This is a genomic window from Crocinitomicaceae bacterium (assembly GCA_016708105.1).
In the GTDB taxonomy this organism is placed as follows: Bacteria; Bacteroidota; Bacteroidia; order Flavobacteriales_D; family Crocinitomicaceae; genus JADJGJ01.
Genome location: JADJGJ010000001.1, coordinates 734,989 through 754,957, shown reverse-complemented (window position 1 = coordinate 754,957; position 19,969 = coordinate 734,989). Strand labels below are relative to the sequence as shown.

Genomic DNA, 19,969 nt, shown 5'->3' with positions numbered 1-19,969 from the left:
GGTAGATGAAACCATTCAGAAAAAATAAAAAGGCAACTATGCATCCACTGAAAAAAAAATTAATCTCAGTTCATGCTGCCTTGATGTCTATGATCCTTGTTTTAGTTGCGACAAGTTGCAGAATTGAATACTCTATGCTGGATGGAAGTATTGACGCCAATACATTCTCAGTAGAAATTTTTGAAGAACAGGCATCCAATGCTCCGGCGGGTTATGGTGCGACATTTACAAACTATCTGAAAAATTTTATTTTGTCGAGAAGCAAATTAAATTTGGTGAATCAAAATGCCGATATTGAAATTTCAGGTGTCATTTCTCAATACAATACCTCACCTGTTTCAGTTCAATCAGACGAAGTTGCAGCATTGAACAGACTTACCGTGGGTATTCAGGTTGCGGTTATAAACAACAAAGATGAGAAACAAAGTTTTGAAAGCAATTTCAGCCAATTCTCAGATTATAATGCAGACCAGGATTTGTCATCAGTTGAAGAATCATTGCTTGAAGACATCAATAATAAATTATCACAAGATATCATCAACAAATTAAGCAGTAACTGGTGATCAATGCAGATATCATAGCAGATGTTGTCAGGCAGCCTGAAAAAGCCGGTGAGCTGGATGTGACCGAACTGATCAATTTACGTGACAAGTTTGCGTACAGCAGCACCTTACACTTGATTTATTTAAAAGCCTTGGCGCAACAACATGATTTGGGTTTTGATCAGGCATTACATCATACGGCTGCTTATGTTGCAGACAGAGAGAGAATGTATCATCTCATTCATTCGGGCGAAAAAATTGACCAGAACAAAACACCATTATCACTGGAAATTGTACAACCTAACAATCAATCAATACACATTGAACATATTGCAGAAACTGAAAAAACAGAAAATCTGCAATCTGAAAAGATCATTCATGAAGGTGAAAAAGATATCTTAACAGAAACCAAACCTGAAGAAAAATTTGAGCCTCAAAAAATTTCAGCTAGCGAACCAGAAATAAAAATTGAAACGGAGGAAAAACAAATTGAAGAAGATCAAAAATTACCAGAGTTTTCAACAGATGTTTCAATTACAGAAACTGCGCCAGACTTGGTAAGCATTGTATATGAAGCAGAACTGGCAGAAGAAGAAAAAATAAGAGAGCAAAAAACCGAGGAGAAAGCACATCACAGTGAAACTGAGCCTGAAATTGTTGCTGAGGCGCTTACAGCCAAGACACCAGAAGCTCAGGAAGAACTCCCACAAAGTAAAGTTGATCTAGCCGATTTGACTTTCATTGAGTGGCTCATTTACAAACAAAAAGGCATATTACCATACAAATCAGAATCTGAACATACAACAGAACTTGCGCAGGAAAAAGAAGCAGAAACTCAAGTTGAAAAACAGCCTGAAGCTGCACGCAAAGGAACGCTAACCAGAAAAGATGTGGATGCCATTCTGAACAAATTCATTCAAGAAGAGCCTCGCATTTCAAAACCCCAAGCAAGTTTCTATAATCCAACCAAAAAAGCCAAGGAAAGCCTACAAGAATCACCCGAATTGGTAACTGAAACGCTGGCAAAAATCTATGTTTTGCAAAAAAATTATGTGAAAGCAATCAAAGCTTATGAGCAATTAAGTTTGGTTTATCCCGAAAAAAAGACTTTCTTTGCAACCCAGATTCAAAAAATCAGGGAAGAACAAACAAAATAATTACCACAATGACAACACTATTTACTGTACTTATCATACTTGGCAGCCTTGGTCTGATTCTATTTGTATTAGTTCAAAATCCAAAAGGCGGAGGATTAAATGCTGATTTTGGGTCAGCTGTACAATTAGGCGGAGCAAAACGTGCAACAGACATTCTTGAAAAAGGCACATGGGGACTTGCTGTAGGTATTGCACTGATTTGCCTTATCATGGCAAAAGACGCAGTTCAAACAAGCGGAGCAACCGAGGGAACACCTTCAGATATTGAAGCCGATCCAAATGCAGTAGACGATAATGTAGGACAACCGGCACCGGCACAACCATTCAATGTGCCAGGTAATCCCTAATAATTAAAAATATAATCAAAGGCCAAATGTCAGTGTGTCATTCATGCTGACATTTTTTTTTCTCTATTAAATCAAAGCAAGAAATTTTGACACAGAAAAAACAAAAAAAATGGGATGGCATAAAACATGCGTAAACCAAAATCAAAAAAATTAAATTATACCGATATGTTAAAACCACTAGCAGACCGGGTTCTGATAGAACCTGCACCAGCAGAAGAAAAAACAGCCAGCGGCATTATTATTCCTGATACCGCCAAAGAAAAACCACTAAGAGGAAAAGTGATTGCTGCGGGGCCGGGCAAAGCAGATGAGAAAATGACCGTTAAAAAAGGAGACACCGTTCTTTATGGACAGTATTCAGGTACTGAAATAAAGATGGAAGGCAAAACCTATCTCATCATGCGTGAATCAGATATCTACGGAATACTTTAATTGATTAACATTTAAAAAGATTACAAACATGGCAAAAGAAATTTTATTCAACATTGACGCGCGTGACCGTTTAAAAAGAGGCGTTGATGCATTGGCAAATGCGGTAAAAATTACGTTGGGGCCAAAAGGGAGAAACGTAATTATTGGCAAAAAATTCGGTGCACCTATCATTACAAAAGATGGTGTAAGTGTTGCCAAAGAAATTGAGCTCAAAGATTCTATTGAGAACATGGGTGCTCAAATAGTAAAAGAAGTTGCTTCAAAAACTGCTGATATTGCCGGAGACGGAACTACAACCGCTACAGTGCTTGCACAAGCAATTATCACAGGTGGACTTAAAAATTTGGCCGCCGGAGCTAACCCGATGGATTTGAAGCGCGGTATTGATAAAGCAGTTGAAACCGTTGTAAAAACCTTGAAGAAAAACTCGCAGGAAATAGGTTCAAACAATGATAAAATTAAACAAGTAGCAACCATTTCTGCAAACAATGATGAGTTTGTTGGAGGCCTCATTGCCGAGGCGATGGCTAAAGTTGGAAATGAAGGAGTAATCACCGTTGAAGAAGCTAAAGGTACAGCAACCGAGGTAAAAACAGTAGAAGGAATGCAGTTTGACCGTGGTTATCTTTCTCCTTATTTTGTGACCAATGCTGAAAAAATGATTGTTGAAATGGACAATCCGTACATTTTGATTTACGATAAAAAAATCTCTAATATTCAAGAATTATTGCCGGTACTTGAACCGGTTGCACAATCAGGTCGTCCGTTGTTGATCATTGCAGAAGATGTTGATGGCAATGCGTTAGCAACTTTAGTAATTAACAGACTAAAAGCAGGATTAAAAATTGCTGCTGTAAAAGCTCCTGGATTTGGTGACAGAAGAAAAGCCATGTTAGAAGATATTGCGATACTAACCGGCGGAACTGTGATTTCAGAAGAAACAGGACTTACCCTTGAACACGCAAACATAAGCATGCTAGGTACTTGTTCTAAAATTGATATTGACAAGGACAATACAACCATTATCAACGGATCCGGCAAAAAAGCAGATATCAAAGCCAGAATTGGACAAATCAAAGCGCAAATTGAATCAACGACATCTGATTACGACAAAGAAAAATTACAAGAACGTTTGGCAAAATTAGCCGGTGGAGTTGCTGTACTTTATGTTGGTGCAGCTACCGAGGTTGAGATGAAAGAGAAAAAAGATCGAGTTGATGATGCACTGTCTGCAACCCGTGCTGCCGTTGAAGAAGGAATTGTTGCCGGTGGTGGTGTAGCCTTAATCAGAACCATCCCTGCATTAGACAAATTGAAAGGTGACAATGAAGATGAATCAACCGGAATTCTCATTGTAAAACGAGCTGTTGAAGAACCTTTACGTCAGATTGTTCTTAATGCCGGAGGTGAAGGAGCAGTTGTTGTGCAAAAAGTGATGGAAGGTAAAGGCAACTTCGGGTACAACGCAAGAACTGAAGTTTTTGAAGATTTATTTGATGCCGGTGTCATTGACCCAACCAAAGTAACACGCATTGCTATTGAAAATGCAGCATCTATTGCTTCTATGTTCTTGACTACCGAATGTGTGATTGGTGACATCCCTGAACCGGAACCGGCTATGCCAATGGGCGGCGGCGGAATGGGCGGAATGGGCGGAATGATGTGTAATAATTGCCTTTCCTGACGATCTGTTTTTCCGTCTGATCATGTTGGATGATAAAATAGAGCGACTACATATATCCCGGAATCAACTATCAGATTCCGGGATTTTTTTTTATCTTTCTGTCAATAATTATTGATCACGTGAAAAATATATTTGTCTTTATATTGCTGCTGAGCTGCGCTGAAATGGAAGCGCAGGAAATTGATTCAGATCTGTACTCATCTCTCAACTCAAGCAGCTTGTCTCTTTTCATGAAATCTATTTACACCAACATGGAAATAGTCACCTATCGTGCTTCAAAACAATATGGTTTAGTTGAAGAACATACTGCAACGTATAAAAAAGGAAAAATAAATACTGACCGCATCAACTTCAATATTATCTACACAGAGTTTTTCATTTTGGAAGACAGAAAAAAATCAATGGGCAAATATGAGTTAGATTCTGTCTACAATATTTACCGTTATGAGAGAACAGATTTTGACTCAAGAAACCTGCGCACATATACTTTTTATCACTATTTCATTTTTGATCAGTACATAGTGAGTAAAGAAAAAATCAGAACCAAAGAATACCTTGGAATGGGCTCTGTTGAACAAGATACATTGGTAACAAAAGATTCAGTAATCTATAAAATTGAGCGCCGTGGAAATGATGTAATACAAACCGATCTAACACCCGGAGGCAGTGTAACCACTTACACTATTGAAGAAGGTAAACTACTAAAAAAAGTAAGCGCACTCACCGGTTTTTCTGAAGAAGATATTTATCTCTACGATGCCAAGGGACAACTTGCTTCAATCCAAAATAATCTGATAGGTGAAGATGGACAGAAAATTTCTAATATAACGCGCATTCACTATACCACTGAGGGGTTAATCAATGAAGTGATTTTTGAAGATCAGAACGGGGAAGTATTAGAAAAGAAAATGTTTAGTTACAAATAGCCCTTATTCAATTCTTTCAAATTTTTTTAAAGTTTGATGTAAATGTTGACTAGTCTACAATTAGCAAGCTCACCTTATTGCTTCACAAATTTAAATTGAGAATTTTCAGAACGCAGAATATACACACCGCTTGCCAAATCAGCAGGCAGCGTAATTTCTTTGGTTTGATTTCCGGTTTGAGATTGGCCAATGGCAATTTGTTGTCCGGCTGAGTTGATTAGATAAAAGACTTCATCTGTGCCTAGAATCTGAATTATATTCATTTGTGGAATGTAAACAAATCTCACAACCGCTTCATCAGATTCAACACCTACATACGAACCAACAATAAAATATTCTTCTGCCATGCATCCATTCTGGTCAGTGATCTCAAGTGTGTATTCTCCCTCAGTTAAGTTGAAGAGATTTTGATTTGTTGAACCATTGTTCCAGTAATATAGATAAGGAGCTGTGCCGCCTGAAACATTTACTTCAATACTTCCATCTTGGCCATTCACTTCATCTGTGATTTGTTCAGCAATACTCAATTCATCAGGCTGACCAATGGTAAATGAAAACACTTGTTGATCACACACATTAGTCAGTGAAGGGATTTCCAACGTATAATTTCCTGCAGATAAATCAGAAATGACTAAAGGATCACCCATGGCATTTCCTGAAATAATATTGGTGCCATCACTCAAGGTATAGTCAAAATTGGCTGAATTGTACAAGTTGATTTCAAATTCACCATTCTCAGCTCCGTAACATACTGCAGAAGAATTTTCAGCAGGATATTTTTTTCCGATATGCAATAAAAATCTTGCATTCCATGTAGTGTCTGACATATCAAAAGGAAATGAAGTTCCTTCAGAAATATCATACATTAAACCGGTATAAGTATCTTCCAAACGCAAACAAGCAACATCTAATTCACTTGTATTTTCAAAAACAAGATTGTACGTTCCGTTTTGAAAAACACAGGCTCTTACAGGTACAACCCAATCTTGCGTACCCAAATCAAATGAATGAATAGTGAAGTCAATCTGATCATTATTTACTACGCTCAGTTGCGGCACTTCACCCCATCCACCCCAACGTTCAACAGCATCAAAATTTATTTCGTACGCATCATTTGTACCATCAACATGTCTAATAACGGTTTCATCAGTATACCCATTTCCTTCAATACGAATTGTCATTCCCGGAGAATAATTCCCTGTTTTAAAAAATGCCTGATCAACATTTGATTTGCAAGATTCATATACCGTTAGCACAGGAGAAGCAGCACTTGCATACACCCAGAAAGATTGCTGTGAAGCGATATAACGAGTACCACCATTTGTGCCTGCACCACTAACGTAAGCGGCGTATTGCTGATTGTCGGGATCTTGAATATAAATTGCATCGGCGATATTTGTTTTGGTCCAGTTAGGAGAATCCCAATCAATCGTAGATGCATAAGGATTACCAACCATATTCCAACCATCTTCATCTGTCATTCCATAATTTGTAAACGAAACCGGGAGAGAAATTGGACCTTGATTTGGTTTACCATTCAAGTCAAGTGTAAACGGATCAGTACCGGTAATGGTATCACCACACCAAACATAAAATCCTTCACCAACCCCCATAATTTGTGATGTGCCGGTACATCCTACCCAGCCATCTCCGGGTCCAAGGGTTTCATCATAAGTATAAATTGAATTGAATGGAAAACTTGGCCATGGAGAACCAGGAAAACCAGCCGTGACAAAATCATCCAGGTACATACCAACGTTTGCATTTTCTACAGCAGAAGAAAAATTTCTCCAATACGTTTCACCGGCATCAATGTATCTTTCCATTGAGATTGAACCAGAAATTAAATCAGCCCATGGCCCGGTTGCTGTGCCTGAGTATACTGTACCCGAAGAAATAGGAGCGGCGTCAGAATAAATAGTAGTTCCAAAAGCATCTTGCAGAGAAAAAGAGTTTTCACTTTCCCATGATCCGGCTGTATAATTAATTGTAACGGTAGAACCACTACTAACTGTAAAACCAGCCACAGTGCCATAACCGGATGCAGCAAATGTTCCAATTGAAACGCCATTTTCAAGCACTGTTAGGTAACCACCATTCCAACCATCACCATACGAATCGTTCATGGTAAGTGTATAATCACAACTCGTTTTCAGTTCAGCAATACGTGCAGTACCAACTGCATCAGATTTCAAAATGACCGCGTTGCCGGTATTGAAATGAGATTTATTTACCTGCAATTCAGTTCCAATAGTTAGTGCACCAGAAGTAACAGAAGTACCAGAAGAATTTTCAATACGCAGATTTGAAATAGTCATTGTACCTGAAATATTACTCGGACTTTTTCCTTTCATCACGGTAGTGCCACCATTGTCAACAAAGGTTCCAGAATTAGCGAAGTGACTATAAATATTCAAGGTACCATTTGCTGCGAGCGTGAGTTGTCCTTCAAGAACTAATTCATCACATGAAACATTGCTGCTGATGTTTGGATTATTTGGAGTGCCTGCAGGAATTTTTGCATCCATAAATTGATTTGGAATTCCTTTTGTCCAGTTATTTGCCACATTCCAATTTGAATTTTGTGCACCTGTCCAAACAGTGAGCGTGTCAAAAATAAAACTGATCTGAGGTTTGTTTGTGTTAGTAGTGTTTGGCACTAATCCACACGCTCCTCCTGAATTATCATCCCAGCGATATTTATATCCTTGAGATGTATTGTAAACCCGGCACTGACCGGATGCATTGTAATTCGGTTGCACTTGTGACCAGCAAATTCTTACGACAATATTTTGTGTACCATTCCAATTGAATGGAGTGTCTAAAGCCAAATAATCCCACCCACCAGCAGTTGGCGTATAGGAGAATGCATTTTTAACAACCGTATAACCTCCTTCTAAATTTCCACTTGCATTGGTGGCAGAAGTGTGTTTCATAGAAATGGTATATCCGGGAATAGCATAAACAGGAGCTTGCGTAACGTAGTACGCCAATTGTCTGATGGTTGCCGGACCGGTAATTCCAGCAGCATTCAACTCAGAAACGGTATACACTGTTTGATTAACACAACGCCGATACCAAATATTGACAGGAGATGATTGAGTAGTAGTATGAACGTTTGCACCGGTACCAAGATTGATGACCTGAGAGTTTGAATTATAATTTACACTGATAAATAGAACCAGCGCAACGAATGATTTGATTTTGAATGCCATACAACGATATTATCTTGCAGTTTTTTCTTCCCTTCGTGAAGGTTGGGTTTCCCTTCGTTCTTCTTCAAATGCTTAACGTTGGGAAATTACAAATAGTTGGCTGGTTAAGTCAATAAATTTCGACCAATTACTCGATTTAAATCAGAAGTGGTAAAGATTGATTGGTGACTAAACGTTTAAGAGAAAAATACGTTCGGAAATCAACGAAAAATTCTGGCTATTGTTTTGAATATGAGTTTTATATCCACAGAAAAAGACCGTTCGGAAACGTATTTTAGGCTAAGACGAATTTTTTCAGGCATAACTTCTTTCACATAGGTAGTTTCAGGATCAGAAGAAGCTCCTAAAATGCGTTGTTCATCAAAATATTGAAGAGATGCATAATCAGTCAAACCCGGTCTTACAGAAAGAACTTTTTTCTGTTCTTCAGTGTAAAGTGCAACATACTTTGGAACTTCCGGGCGAGGACCCACAACGCTCATATCTCCTTTGATGATGTTTAAAAGTTGGGGGAATTCATCCAGTTTTGTTTTACGTATGAAACGACCGACACGAGTTACACGATTGTCATTACCAATAGTTAGCTGACCAGATTTATCAGCACCACTGCGCATGGATCTGAATTTGAGCAGATGAAAATTTTTACCCATCAGGCCTACTCTTTCTTGCTTATAAAAAATTCCACCGCGGCTGTCAAGCAAAATCCAGATTGCAATGAAAAGAAAAAGCCATGACAAGATCACGAGCATCAAAAGAGATGAAACAATATCAAATATTCTTTTGCTGATTGGATACATGCCAAAAGTTCATGTGTGTTGTGAAAAATTATTTCATGATTTCTTCAACTGAGGTTATCACTGCATTGGCAACGTTTTGCAAATTTTCATCAGTCAAATCAAAATAAACAGGCAAGGTTATTTCATTCTGATATTTATTCCACGCCTCAGGAAAATTATCCATCTGATATCCTCTTGTTTTGTATGCAGTGAGTAATGGTAGCGGTTGAAAATGTACGTTTACAGAAATTTCTTTTTCAGTAATTTTTTGAATAATCAAATCACGTTGCGCTTCAGTTGCCCCTTTAATACGCAATAGATATAAGTGATACGAACTTTCTTTTACCGCATCTTTATAAGCAGGTAAGATAGCCCAGTTGTATTTGCTGAAAGTTTGATTATAAAAGTCAAAGATTTTTTTTCGTCTTTCCAAATTTTCATCATACCTACCCAGTTCAACCATTCCAATTGCAGCTTGAATATCCATCATATTGCATTTGTAGCCGGGTTCAAGAATATCATACCGCCAGGTTCCTTTTGTTTTGTCTAGTGCATCTTTACTTTGTCCGTGAAGTGATTTTATATTGAGCGCAGTGTAAATTGCATCACAATCAAATTGTGCAGGAAGATTGAGACAAACAGCACCACCTTCAGCAGTGGTTAAATTTTTTACTGCGTGAAATGAGAACACAGATACATCGGTTGTGCTGCCATGCCTTTTGCTATGCAAAGTAGCCCCGATGCTATGGGCAGCATCAGACATGACGAGGATGCGTCCAAGATTCTTTTGCTCATCAGTTTGTGGTGTGAACATTTTTTGAATTTCAGGATCAGTAACCAAAGCATTGATTTCATCATAATCCGCAGGCCAACCAGAAATATCAACCGGAATAATCACTTTAGTTTTAGGCGTGATATGCTTTTTAATTTCCGCTACTGAAATATTAAAATCTTTTTGATCAATATCCACCATCACCGGTTTGGCTCCACAATGCAAAACTACATTAGCCGTTGCACAATACGTGTATGCGGGCACAATCACTTCATCTCCTTCTTTCACACCAAACCAACGCAGCACCAATTCCATTCCGGCAGTTGCAGAATTGAAACAAATAGTTTTGCGACAGCCGATATATTCAGTAATTTTTTTTTCAAATTCTTTGGTAGTTGGCCCTGTCGTAATCCAACCAGAAAGTAAAACTTTGGTAACAGCATCAATTGTTTTTTGATCAATACGCGGTGGTGAGAAGGGGAGCATAGATTGTTTTTTGTAAAGATAATATCTCTTTTTATTGCAACGTTAATCAAACTTGAATTCAAGTTGCAGAAAGTAATTTAAGAAAGTCATCTGCAATTCTATTTCGATCAAAATTCTGAGAAACAAAATTCCTGCCATTTATTCCGTAATCTCTTATTTTTGATGGATCATCACCTATCTGTCTGATTTTTTCACACAGGTCGTTTAAATTTTCAGGCTCAAAATGCCATCCAGCATTTGCCTGATTAATGAATAGTTCACAAGCTTCACCATTTACACCTAAAAGCAATGGCTTTTTCATTGCAAGGGCTTCAAATATTTTTGAGGGAATTGCTCCGGTAAAAATATCAAGTTTCCTCAAAGGAATCAAGGCAATATCAATTTCACTGAGTACAGCCTGCATCTGAGTTCTTCCCACTGGTTCAGGGAAGATAACGTTATGCAACCCATGGTCATTTTTATATTGCATTAAAGCCTCTTTTTCTGGCCCACTTCCCATGATGACAAATTTTATTTTTTTGTCAAGAAATTGAGCGGCTGCATCCAGAATAATCTTTAATCCTTGAGCATGACCGATAATACCTCCATAAAAAAAGACAAGATCACTCCTTTCGATTCCATTTTTACTTCTGAAATCAATGGTTGAAATATTTGCTTCATCAAAATTTTCCATTTTAGCACCATTAGGTAACCAATGCACCTTCACAGCAGGAAATCTTTTTTTTATATTGGCAACGATACCTTGTGTTTGACCGGTAACTAAAAAAGATTTTTTATAACACTTAGCCTCTAATCCATAAGCTAATTTCAAAAGAAACTTGTTGTTGACAACTCCCATCTTCTCTGCGCTTTCAGGCCATAAATCTGAGACATTGAATATCAATTTTGCTTTTAATTTCTTTGAAAGATAAATAGCACTGTATCCTAGAAATAACGGAGGAGATTCACACAATAAAAAATCAAAAGGGTGCAGGTTCTTTCCATACTTTCGTGATGATCTTACAAAAGAAAAATAATTTTTCAATCGCTCAACTATGCCTTTTGATGTTGTCACATAAATAGAGGTTCGATGCACCAAAATTCCATCAAGAATTTCAGTCATTTCCGTACAATTTCTGTATCCTTCATAAATTTCATTCTTCGGATAACTAGGCAATGCCGTGAGAATTTCTACTTCAACACCGTTTTCTTTCAATCGTCTGGCCAATTCGTATAACCGATTTTGCGGGGCACCGGTTTCCGGCGGAAAATATTGTGTTAGAATTAATAATTTCATTTACGGGCAAAAATTAGTTTCAGGTTTAAATTACTTTTCCAATTTTCAGAATAGACAATTAAAAGTGATATCAGTGATGTAAAAAAAACTATGCCTTGCTGTCTTTGCAAAACTGATTCAAAAAAGGAATTGAAAATGAGACAAGAAAGGAGTAATAACAAAAGATGATTAGTATTAGCAATTGCATGTCGGCCAATAAGAAAAATCAACAAAAGAAAATAAACGAGGCCGGACAAACCTAAATCAATCCCAATTTGAAGAAATTGATTGTGTGGATTCATCTGACTTTTTTGTAGAACCTCAAGTTGATGCTCCTCGCACTTTTCACTTATTTCATCGTCCATATCACCTAAACCAACACCAAGTATTGGATTTTCAGCAATGATTTCAAACGAAACCATCCATAAAAGTAATCTATGCTTTGTGCCTGCATCACTAAGTTGATTTATACGCATGAATTCAGCTTTTCCCATTTTTAGTTCCCGATAAGTTTCATTTAATACTTCAATATCGTAGCTGAACTTTTTTGAATTGTAGAAAATTAAAGCTGAAACAGGAATACAGACAACAAGAATTAAAATCGCGATCCAGCGGTTTGTCCTGAGAGAAAATAAGTACGCAACGAGGGCAAGAATCATGATTCCGGTAAAAAGAGTTGCGGCAAAAGAACCGATCATATAAATCACAAAACAGATAGAGAAAAAACCAACTACTGCAAGCCACTTTTGCCAAGAAGTATTAACTCTAGCAGCAATTAAAACACAAATTATTCCTGCTATGCAAAGATAAGTAGCAGCATAAGTTGGGTGTAAATTTGCCCATCTACGTGAAGTTTCATACAATGATTGCTCATATCCCATCCAATAAGGGACTAAAAGCTCAAGCATCAGAACGATTGACCCAAACAAAAATCCGACAATCAGAAACCGAAAATTCAACGTTGACTTCTGGAAAAAAAGTAGAATTGGAAAAACAAAAAAAGACATTTTGTATTCAAGCAATTTACCCCCGGTTTCAGGGTTTTCAGACCATAACAAACTCAAAGCATAAAATATGAATAGCAGAATAAACAAAAAATTTATCTGACTAAAGACAAACTTGAAATTCTTGTTTAGTATCCAATCTAATCCAATAGATACAATCAAAACCCCAATTGCCGGAGAAGTATAATATCCGCAGGCAACCAGAGTGAATACAAAGATCATCCAGCCAATTTCTGCAATATTTTTTTTTATACTATTTATCATTCTATAATCAGTGAACGATACAAAGAAACAAATGCATTTGAAGCAATTTCAGCAGTTGCTTTTTCCTGTATTATCCTGGCATTTTTTTCAGCAACAATTGATACATCAAGTTTTAGAGCACGTTCAAATGGATTGTCTTTAAAATTTGTGATAATACCATTCTCATTATCATTGATCCATTCATGTGATACAGGCAAATCAGATACCACAGGAATACATCCTGCAGACATTGCTTCTAACAAACTCACTGAAGTACCATCAGAAACAGGAATTGATATGTAGATTTTGGCTTTGCCATACCAAACATTATTCTGTTCTGCATTTTGCCAACCAACAAATTCAACCACCCCATTCAACCCAAATTCCTGCGCTTTCTTCTTCAAACTTTCTAGCTCATCTCCTCTTCCCGCAATGACTAATTTCCAATCCTTATGTGATTGATAAAAGTCGTTAAATAAATCTACTACTCTTGTGATATTGTACAAAGCGTAGAGTGACCGATTTGAATAAATAATATTCTCTTTATGTAGGCTTTGAATAGGTTGAATTCCAAAAAACACAAGATCAGTTTGGATACCTGATGCCAATTTGTTGATGGCACTTATCATCTCACCTGAATCAGCGGTTGCACAAAAAGAATTTCGCAATACATATTTTACCAAATAACGGTACAATGCATTTCGATTGGGCATAACTAAAACGTCAGTTCCCCATGCCGTGACAATATATTTTAAACCAGTATTTTTACAGATACGTGCAGTTGCATAAGCCAGACGATTCACCTGATGCACATGAATCACATCTGCTTTTTCATCCAAGATAACACGCTTTAATTTTTGGTAATTAGTTTTAATTCGTAAAGGATTTGATGAACTCACACTGATGGCATATTGACGAATAGGAATATCCGATTGCAAATTTTGCTCACCAACATAAACTATCTCAGAAAAATAATGATTAACTAGATTCATGAACCTAATCACGTGTGGAGAATCAGACCCTATGACAAGCAATTTTTTACTCATGAATAACTTGTTCAATTAACGCTTGTAATTTTTCAACCTGATATTTGCGATGCAGTTTTTTAATTTCCTCCTGATCAATATTTGAAGGAATCTTATTTTTCCACATGTCTATTGCTTGCACTAAACTTTTTTCAATATCAGCTAAATCATTAAAATTTGCGCAAAAACCGGCGTGCATGTTTTGAATTAACTGCGCTGCAACATCATCGTTATCTGCAATAGCAAGTATCGGTTTGCCAACAGAAAGATAATCAAAAATTTTTCCGGTAAAAATTCCTTTTCGACCCGTTGGAGGTTGTATAAGTAAATTGAGATCAGCCCTTGCCATCAACTCAATACTTTTTATTTGCGGAACCCGTTCAATAATTTGAACATGATCTTTGAACTTTGCTGGAATGCTGAAATTATGTGAGGCACCTGCACAAATCATCTTCCAATTTTGAGGCAATAAATTTTTACGATCAAGATTTTCCAGCGCAGCGAATAAGGTATTAGGTTTTCTGACACCATAAAAGCTACCCGCATGCAGCATGGTAAACTCATCATTAAAATTATATTCTAATGAAGGCATTTCATGATCGTATCCATTCCGAATTTCCAGATAGTGTTTTAACCCGGGCACACTTAGTTTAAAATAATCAACAATGGGTTCACTAACAGAAATAAGAGCATTTGTGCGTTTGCTGATTGCTGCTTCAATGAGTGCATATTTTTTTCTGATTTTGGGATCATCCTGCGGATTCTGACTCATCTCATCGCGCATATCAACAATCCACTTAACCTCGCTTTCTACATTACAAAATTCTAGTGCGGCCAAATGTGGTTCAACCGGTGAAAATGAACTGATCACCAGATCAATTTTTTGTCCTTTATGCAATTTTTTTAACCCATCAACAGCTTCTTTTATCCAGTCTTTATCCGCATGACTAAATAGCCGATGGTACATCACATTGCGGGCAACTTTAGAATAATGCACCAATTTTGAATCAGCCGTATTAAATTTTGGTTTCCAAAAACCTGTTTTTGGTTTAATACGAAAAACGTGAATTGTCCCTTCAAAGGTTTCTCCATGAACCTCAGCGGTACCTGATGTAATTACTGAAATTGAAAATTTATTTTTGTCGAGATAATTTACAAACGCACTCATTCGGTTCACCGCAACACTCTGTAAAGGCGGGTACCACGCTGTTATCAATACTATATGTTTTTTTTCGTGAGCCAATTTTTATTTTCAAAGTTAGCCAAATCTCTGCTATTCTCTCCCTGTATCCAATTCGCAAAACAATTTCATCAGCCTATATCAACATGTTTTAAGAAACTGAGAGTACGCCTGAAGAATTTTTGTTTTATCTAAATGCTCTTTCGCCCATGTGATATTTTCATCCAATCTGGCACCTTGATTTTGATCAAAAGAAAGCAAGACTTGCTGAAAAATATTTATTAGTTCATCAGAATTTTTTGCAACGAAAACACGCACGTGTGGTTGATTCCAGATCACATAATTCCCGTTAGCAATGGCCTCCATCACTGAAAGAGAATAACCATCATGCTCAGTTAAGCGAAGATAAATTGGATGTTCATTCAAAAGAGATTGCATCACCGCCTTAGACACCCAGCCATAAAAATGCACGTTAGTTGGCGCATTAACAGCGTTACCTTTTGTGCCGGTTAAATGAAAATGGATGTCGGGATATTTCACAGCCAGTTCAAGAATGTAATCAATACCGTAAAATTTTTCTTGCCCTTCACCCAAATAGGATAATACAGATTTGGATTTAAATGATGCACCGGATGAACCTGCTTCAACATATTTAAACGGATGCAGACTAGCCTTCACACCTGCTTCAATCAATTCGTGTTGCAGCCATGAAGCATCGGTTGCTGATACAGCATGTTCGATATATTTTTTTTCTACGGTTCCATTTTTGATACCTGATTGCAAAGTCAAAACATCAGAACCATGCCACTGCATAATTAATTTCTTTTTATACTTCAATGCAAGATCAAGCGCTTTGCTTTTTGAAGAAGCACCGTTGAATGATACTACCCGATCAGCAAATCTGACGAGCAAGGCAAATTTAATTTTACCGCTTATGGAGTAATACGTATCACAAAAAATATATTGATTATCCGGATCAATCCGGTTGAGATCACTTACCAGATTTTTTCCAAAATAAGGCAAACCGGTGAATAGAATTCTCATCGTGACGAACGGATTAAAGAATAATACCAGATGAATAACCAAATGTAATATACTGCTTGAACTGCAGCGTACAATTTTAGGGTATCATAGAACTCTAAGCCTGATAAACTTCCCCACATGATTACCGCAATACCTGAAATATAAGCAACAAGACTGAAAGCAAAAGCCATTCCTTGTTTGCGATAAATGAGAGGGGTACCACTTACCGGCGACACGACAAAATTGATGAACATCGGAAAAATCATAATCTGCGCTATCACACCTGATTCATAAAATCGCGGACCAAGATACCATTCAAATAATACAGGGCCTGCCAATAGAATAAGAATTAAAAGAGGAACGGCAAACAATAAAACTAATTTAACCGATCTGAAAAAAACAGGTTGTACAATTTTTCCGGCGGCATGTAAATCGCTTGCTTCTTTATAATACAATTGACCCACTGAATTTCCAACAGATTTCATGCTTGCCCCCAAATATTTTGTCATCATGGCAAACAAACCAAACTCAGCAAGACCGTACTCACGAGTCATCACCAAATAGAGAATAAATTGACCGAACAAAATATCAGTGAAAGCATGAGCTGAATTAATCAATGGAAAATCTCTGTATTCACTTGCAACATCACGCATGCCTGATTTGGAAATCAAATTAAACTCAAGGCTATCTCGCGCTGAAATAAACATCATGACAACAGAGACAAACATTCCAATGAGTGCCCCAAAAATGAGACCGGATGCCCCAAATGATAAATACCCAAATAACACGCTGAATAAACTCACAAAGGCCGATCTTGCAATACCACTTGTAGTGATTGATTTGTAAAGGCCTGCCCTCACCAACCAATCATTGAGAATATTTGTGAACCCATAAATTGGCACGGCAACAAATACAAAAATCATGTAATCTGCCATTTTACCATTTTCATACAAAGTGTCAATTTGATCTCTGAAAAAATAAAACCCAAGTGACAAAACACTTAATACGATAGTAATTCTGGAAGCCAGACCAAATAAATTCATGGCTTTAGATTTTTCAGCCGGAAGTACAAAAGCCTTTTCATATCTACCCCCTGAAATAATAGAAATTAAACCAACAATGGCAAGAAAATTGGCTTGAATGGCTTGATCTTCTTCAGTGAATAAGCGACCAATAATTGGAGCAAAAAGAATAGGCAACAACTGTCCAATTCCATTTCCTGAAAAAAGAATAAGAAAGTTTTTTGAAAAAGATTTATTCTGTGCCACCCTATTTACGTCATTGCAATTAGCAAAATCGCGCGTTTGTTCTACGTAAACCAGTAAAATTAGTTTATCGTATCAAACTTTTATGCCTGTAATTGGTTTCGAACTCTGATATTCACTTACCAAAATTATTAAGGTTAGGATAAAAATCCAGTTAATATCCAGAATTAAAAATGCACTTGGCATCACCGATATAGCGCAGAAAACAAACAAAGACAAAATAATATAAAATGATTTTTCGGCATCTTTTTTAACTTGCTTGACAGCATTGAAAAAAATCATCCAGAGAAAAAATAAGTAACCTAAAAAAATAAGGATACCATATTGACTAACTATTTCTATAAACCAAAAATGTGGGCCCTCTACTGTTGTTGTATAATATTTTTTATCATTTGTGCGCTCCTTATATCTGAACTGACCAGGACCAATACCAATCAGTCTGCTTTGCAAGGTATAATCCAATCCATTTTTTATCAAAGCAACTCGAATTTTATTAGAGTTCATTTCAATCTTATTCTGTTTGGAAATCTGAGACATGGAAATCATTTCATTCATATTATCAAGTTCTTTTCCGGTTTCTTTAAACTTCCAGATAGGACCATAATACTTTTCCATTGGAATAAACACAATAGCGCCAACTGCAATCATAAATATCAGTGGATAGCGTGTATTAAGATTTTTTTTCTTCAAATAGTTTACGATATCAAATACTGCCATACACAAGGCAATAAAGAGACAAATTTGATTCCCTATGCGTGCAAAACTTACGTATGATACAATGAAGCATGCTAATAAAATAAACCACTTCAACCACTTTTTAGCCGGTGATACAGGTTCCATAATAATAATCAGCATTCCAAAAAGTAAAAGATAAACGAAAACCGTATTAGGATTATCAAGTAAAAAAACCGGGGTGTAAACTAATTGATCAATGATACCTCTTTCAATAATTTTTGTTGTGAATGCACCCTGCATGTGAATGCCTGCCAGCATTTCAAAAAGAGACACCACGAAAATGAAAAAGAAAATCATTTTAAACAAGGTCAGTGTGATTTGATGCCATCTTTCAAAACCCGAGCGATTTTTCACAAAGACAAATCCTAAACTCGTTAAAAACATCATGATTAAACTGCGTATATCAATGATTGCATCCGGAACACTTTTTACAAATGGAATGAATACCAGCGCATAGCCAAGCCAAATCAAACAAAACCATAGGTAACGCTTTGATAGACCTTTCTCCAGTTTATTAAAATTCATCAATGCAACAGCACATAAAAGAAGTAGACAAATCAGTTGTGGATAGAGCGTCATCAAGCCAATTGAAACCGGTATAAAAAACGCACCAAATGGAAGTAATACCAAAAATGAAATGTAGAAAAATTCAATAGACTTTTGAGTGCTGAACAAGTGAAGTAGATTTTCTTTTTTTGGCATACTTTATTTGTTGAGAAGTTGCTGTCAACAATTTTTTTTGAGTGTATTAATCAAAAGTTACTCAAACATAAGCAAGATGTTAATCAATGGTTACATAGCTTGCAACTAATAACTAACAACCTGATGTGCGCAATACCCTATGTATTCTCAATCAATAAACAAGCCAAAGAAAATAATGGACACAACACACTGACCATCACGTAAAACAAACTCAACACGTTTGCCGGATGTACTCGGCAATTCCCTGATCAAAGGTATAGATTGGCTTATAATTCAAATCATGACGAATAGAATCAATGGATGCAAGTGAGTTTAGTATATCCCCTTTGCGCTCATCACGATACTCTGTTTGAACTGCAGAAAAATCATAGCCGCAGGATGTGAGCACATTTTTAATCTGTGCAATCACCTGATTCACCGTTTGAGAATATCCGCAAGCAACGTTATACATTTTACCATAGCATGATTTATTCTCAGTATGTAAAGCCAGCATATTGGCATTCACCACATTTTTCACGTAGGTAAAATCACGGGTTTGGTTTCCGTCTCCAAATACCACCGGAGATTTTCCCTCTTTCAACAGATGAATAAATTTTGGAATAGCAGCAGCATACTGCCCATTTGGATCTTGATTTAAACCGAATACATTGAAATATCTTAACCCAATAGTTTCAGTCCCATATAGAGTATGAAAAATTCTACCATAAAGTTCATTAGTAAGCTTTGAAACCGCATAGGGCGACAAAGGCTTTCCAAGATTTTCTTCTGATTTTGGGCTTGCTGATGAATCACCATACACGGATGAGCTCGATGCATAAATGAACCTTTTAACCCCTTCTTCTTTTGCAGCAGTAATCACATTTAAAAAACCCTGACAGTTAATTTCATTAGTAGGTATTGGGTTTTCAATTGAACGAGGTACAGACCCTAAGGCAGCTTGGTGTAATACTTTATCCACGTCCTTCATCACCGTCTTACAAATTGAGAAATCTCTTATATCTCCCTCTATAAAAGAAAAAAACGGATGATCCAGTAAATGTTTTATATTTTCACGCTTTCCAGTAAGAAGGTTATCTAAGCAGCGCACCCTATATCCTTCAGAAATCAAATGATTACACAAATTTGAGCCAATGAACCCGGCACCTCCTGTAACTAAAATTGTTTCTGTTTTTTCCACGCAGTATATTTGGAGCAAGAATG

At 36.9% G+C, this 19,969-nt stretch carries 17 protein-coding genes; 6 read left to right on the top strand and 11 right to left on the bottom strand.

The annotated features are described in order from the left end of the window. Positions 1–5 precede the first annotated feature (5 nt). The 6 genes from IPH66_03180 to IPH66_03155 all read left to right on the top strand — a co-directional run bounded on the left by IPH66_03180 (position 6) and on the right by IPH66_03155 (position 5,088). Entirely contained in the window at positions 6–563 is a 558-nt protein-coding gene (locus IPH66_03180) for a hypothetical protein (GenBank protein ID MBK7128354.1), read from the top strand. Beyond that, entirely contained in the window at positions 560–1,699 is a 1,140-nt protein-coding gene (locus IPH66_03175) for a hypothetical protein (GenBank protein MBK7128353.1), read from the top strand. The genes IPH66_03180 and IPH66_03175 overlap by 4 nt, the downstream gene beginning before the upstream one ends. Before the next feature lie 8 nt (positions 1,700–1,707). After that, the gene (gene secG / locus IPH66_03170) at positions 1,708–2,046 is read left to right on the top strand and encodes a preprotein translocase subunit SecG (protein ID MBK7128352.1); all 339 of its coding nucleotides are present in this window, start codon (positions 1,708–1,710) and stop codon (positions 2,044–2,046) included. Between the two features lie 165 nt (positions 2,047–2,211). Next, positions 2,212–2,478: a co-chaperone GroES gene (locus IPH66_03165; GenBank protein MBK7128351.1), complete on the top strand. Its 267-nt coding sequence runs from the start codon at positions 2,212–2,214 to the stop codon at positions 2,476–2,478. Positions 2,479–2,506: 28 nt separating this feature from the next. After that, positions 2,507–4,162: a chaperonin GroEL gene (gene groL, locus IPH66_03160; GenBank protein MBK7128350.1), complete on the top strand. Its 1,656-nt coding sequence runs from the start codon at positions 2,507–2,509 to the stop codon at positions 4,160–4,162. 119 nt (positions 4,163–4,281) lie between these two features. After that, entirely contained in the window at positions 4,282–5,088 is an 807-nt protein-coding gene (locus IPH66_03155; GenBank protein MBK7128349.1) for a hypothetical protein, read from the top strand. Positions 5,089–5,162: 74 nt separating this feature from the next. Here the strand turns inward: IPH66_03155 and IPH66_03150 are convergent, their stop codons facing one another. From IPH66_03150 to IPH66_03100, 11 genes are all read right to left on the bottom strand, one after another. Further along, positions 5,163–8,303: a SprB repeat-containing protein gene (locus IPH66_03150; protein MBK7128348.1), complete on the bottom strand. Its 3,141-nt coding sequence runs from the start codon at positions 8,301–8,303 to the stop codon at positions 5,163–5,165. A 200-nt stretch (positions 8,304–8,503) separates the two neighbouring features. Next, positions 8,504–9,091, bottom strand: a complete 588-nt coding sequence (locus tag IPH66_03145) for a sugar transferase (protein MBK7128347.1) — start codon at positions 9,089–9,091, stop codon at positions 8,504–8,506. Positions 9,092–9,128: 37 nt separating this feature from the next. Then, on the bottom strand, positions 9,129–10,337 hold the full coding sequence (locus tag IPH66_03140) for a DegT/DnrJ/EryC1/StrS aminotransferase family protein (protein MBK7128346.1): 1,209 nt from the start codon (positions 10,335–10,337) through the stop codon (positions 9,129–9,131). 58 nt (positions 10,338–10,395) lie between these two features. Further along, positions 10,396–11,613, bottom strand: coding sequence for a glycosyltransferase family 4 protein (locus IPH66_03135; protein MBK7128345.1), 1,218 nt, complete (start codon positions 11,611–11,613; stop codon positions 10,396–10,398). Further along, the gene (locus IPH66_03130) at positions 11,610–12,860 is read right to left on the bottom strand and encodes an O-antigen ligase family protein (protein ID MBK7128344.1); all 1,251 of its coding nucleotides are present in this window, start codon (positions 12,858–12,860) and stop codon (positions 11,610–11,612) included. Before IPH66_03130 ends, IPH66_03135 begins: the two co-directional genes overlap by 4 nt. Then, entirely contained in the window at positions 12,857–13,885 is a 1,029-nt protein-coding gene (locus IPH66_03125) for a glycosyltransferase (GenBank protein MBK7128343.1), read from the bottom strand. The genes IPH66_03130 and IPH66_03125 overlap by 4 nt, the downstream gene beginning before the upstream one ends. After that, entirely contained in the window at positions 13,878–15,080 is a 1,203-nt protein-coding gene (locus IPH66_03120) for a hypothetical protein (protein ID MBK7128342.1), read from the bottom strand. The genes IPH66_03125 and IPH66_03120 overlap by 8 nt, the downstream gene beginning before the upstream one ends. Before the next feature lie 105 nt (positions 15,081–15,185). Further along, complete coding sequence (locus IPH66_03115; protein ID MBK7128341.1) at positions 15,186–16,088, bottom strand: hypothetical protein; 903 nt, start codon at positions 16,086–16,088, stop codon at positions 15,186–15,188. Next, complete coding sequence (locus tag IPH66_03110; protein ID MBK7128340.1) at positions 16,085–17,335, bottom strand: oligosaccharide flippase family protein; 1,251 nt, start codon at positions 17,333–17,335, stop codon at positions 16,085–16,087. Before IPH66_03110 ends, IPH66_03115 begins: the two co-directional genes overlap by 4 nt. A gap of 72 nt (positions 17,336–17,407) precedes the next feature. Continuing rightward, on the bottom strand, positions 17,408–18,769 hold the full coding sequence (locus IPH66_03105; GenBank protein ID MBK7128339.1) for a hypothetical protein: 1,362 nt from the start codon (positions 18,767–18,769) through the stop codon (positions 17,408–17,410). 211 nt (positions 18,770–18,980) lie between these two features. Beyond that, positions 18,981–19,946, bottom strand: a complete 966-nt coding sequence (locus IPH66_03100; protein ID MBK7128338.1) for an SDR family NAD(P)-dependent oxidoreductase — start codon at positions 19,944–19,946, stop codon at positions 18,981–18,983. Positions 19,947–19,969 lie beyond the last annotated feature (23 nt).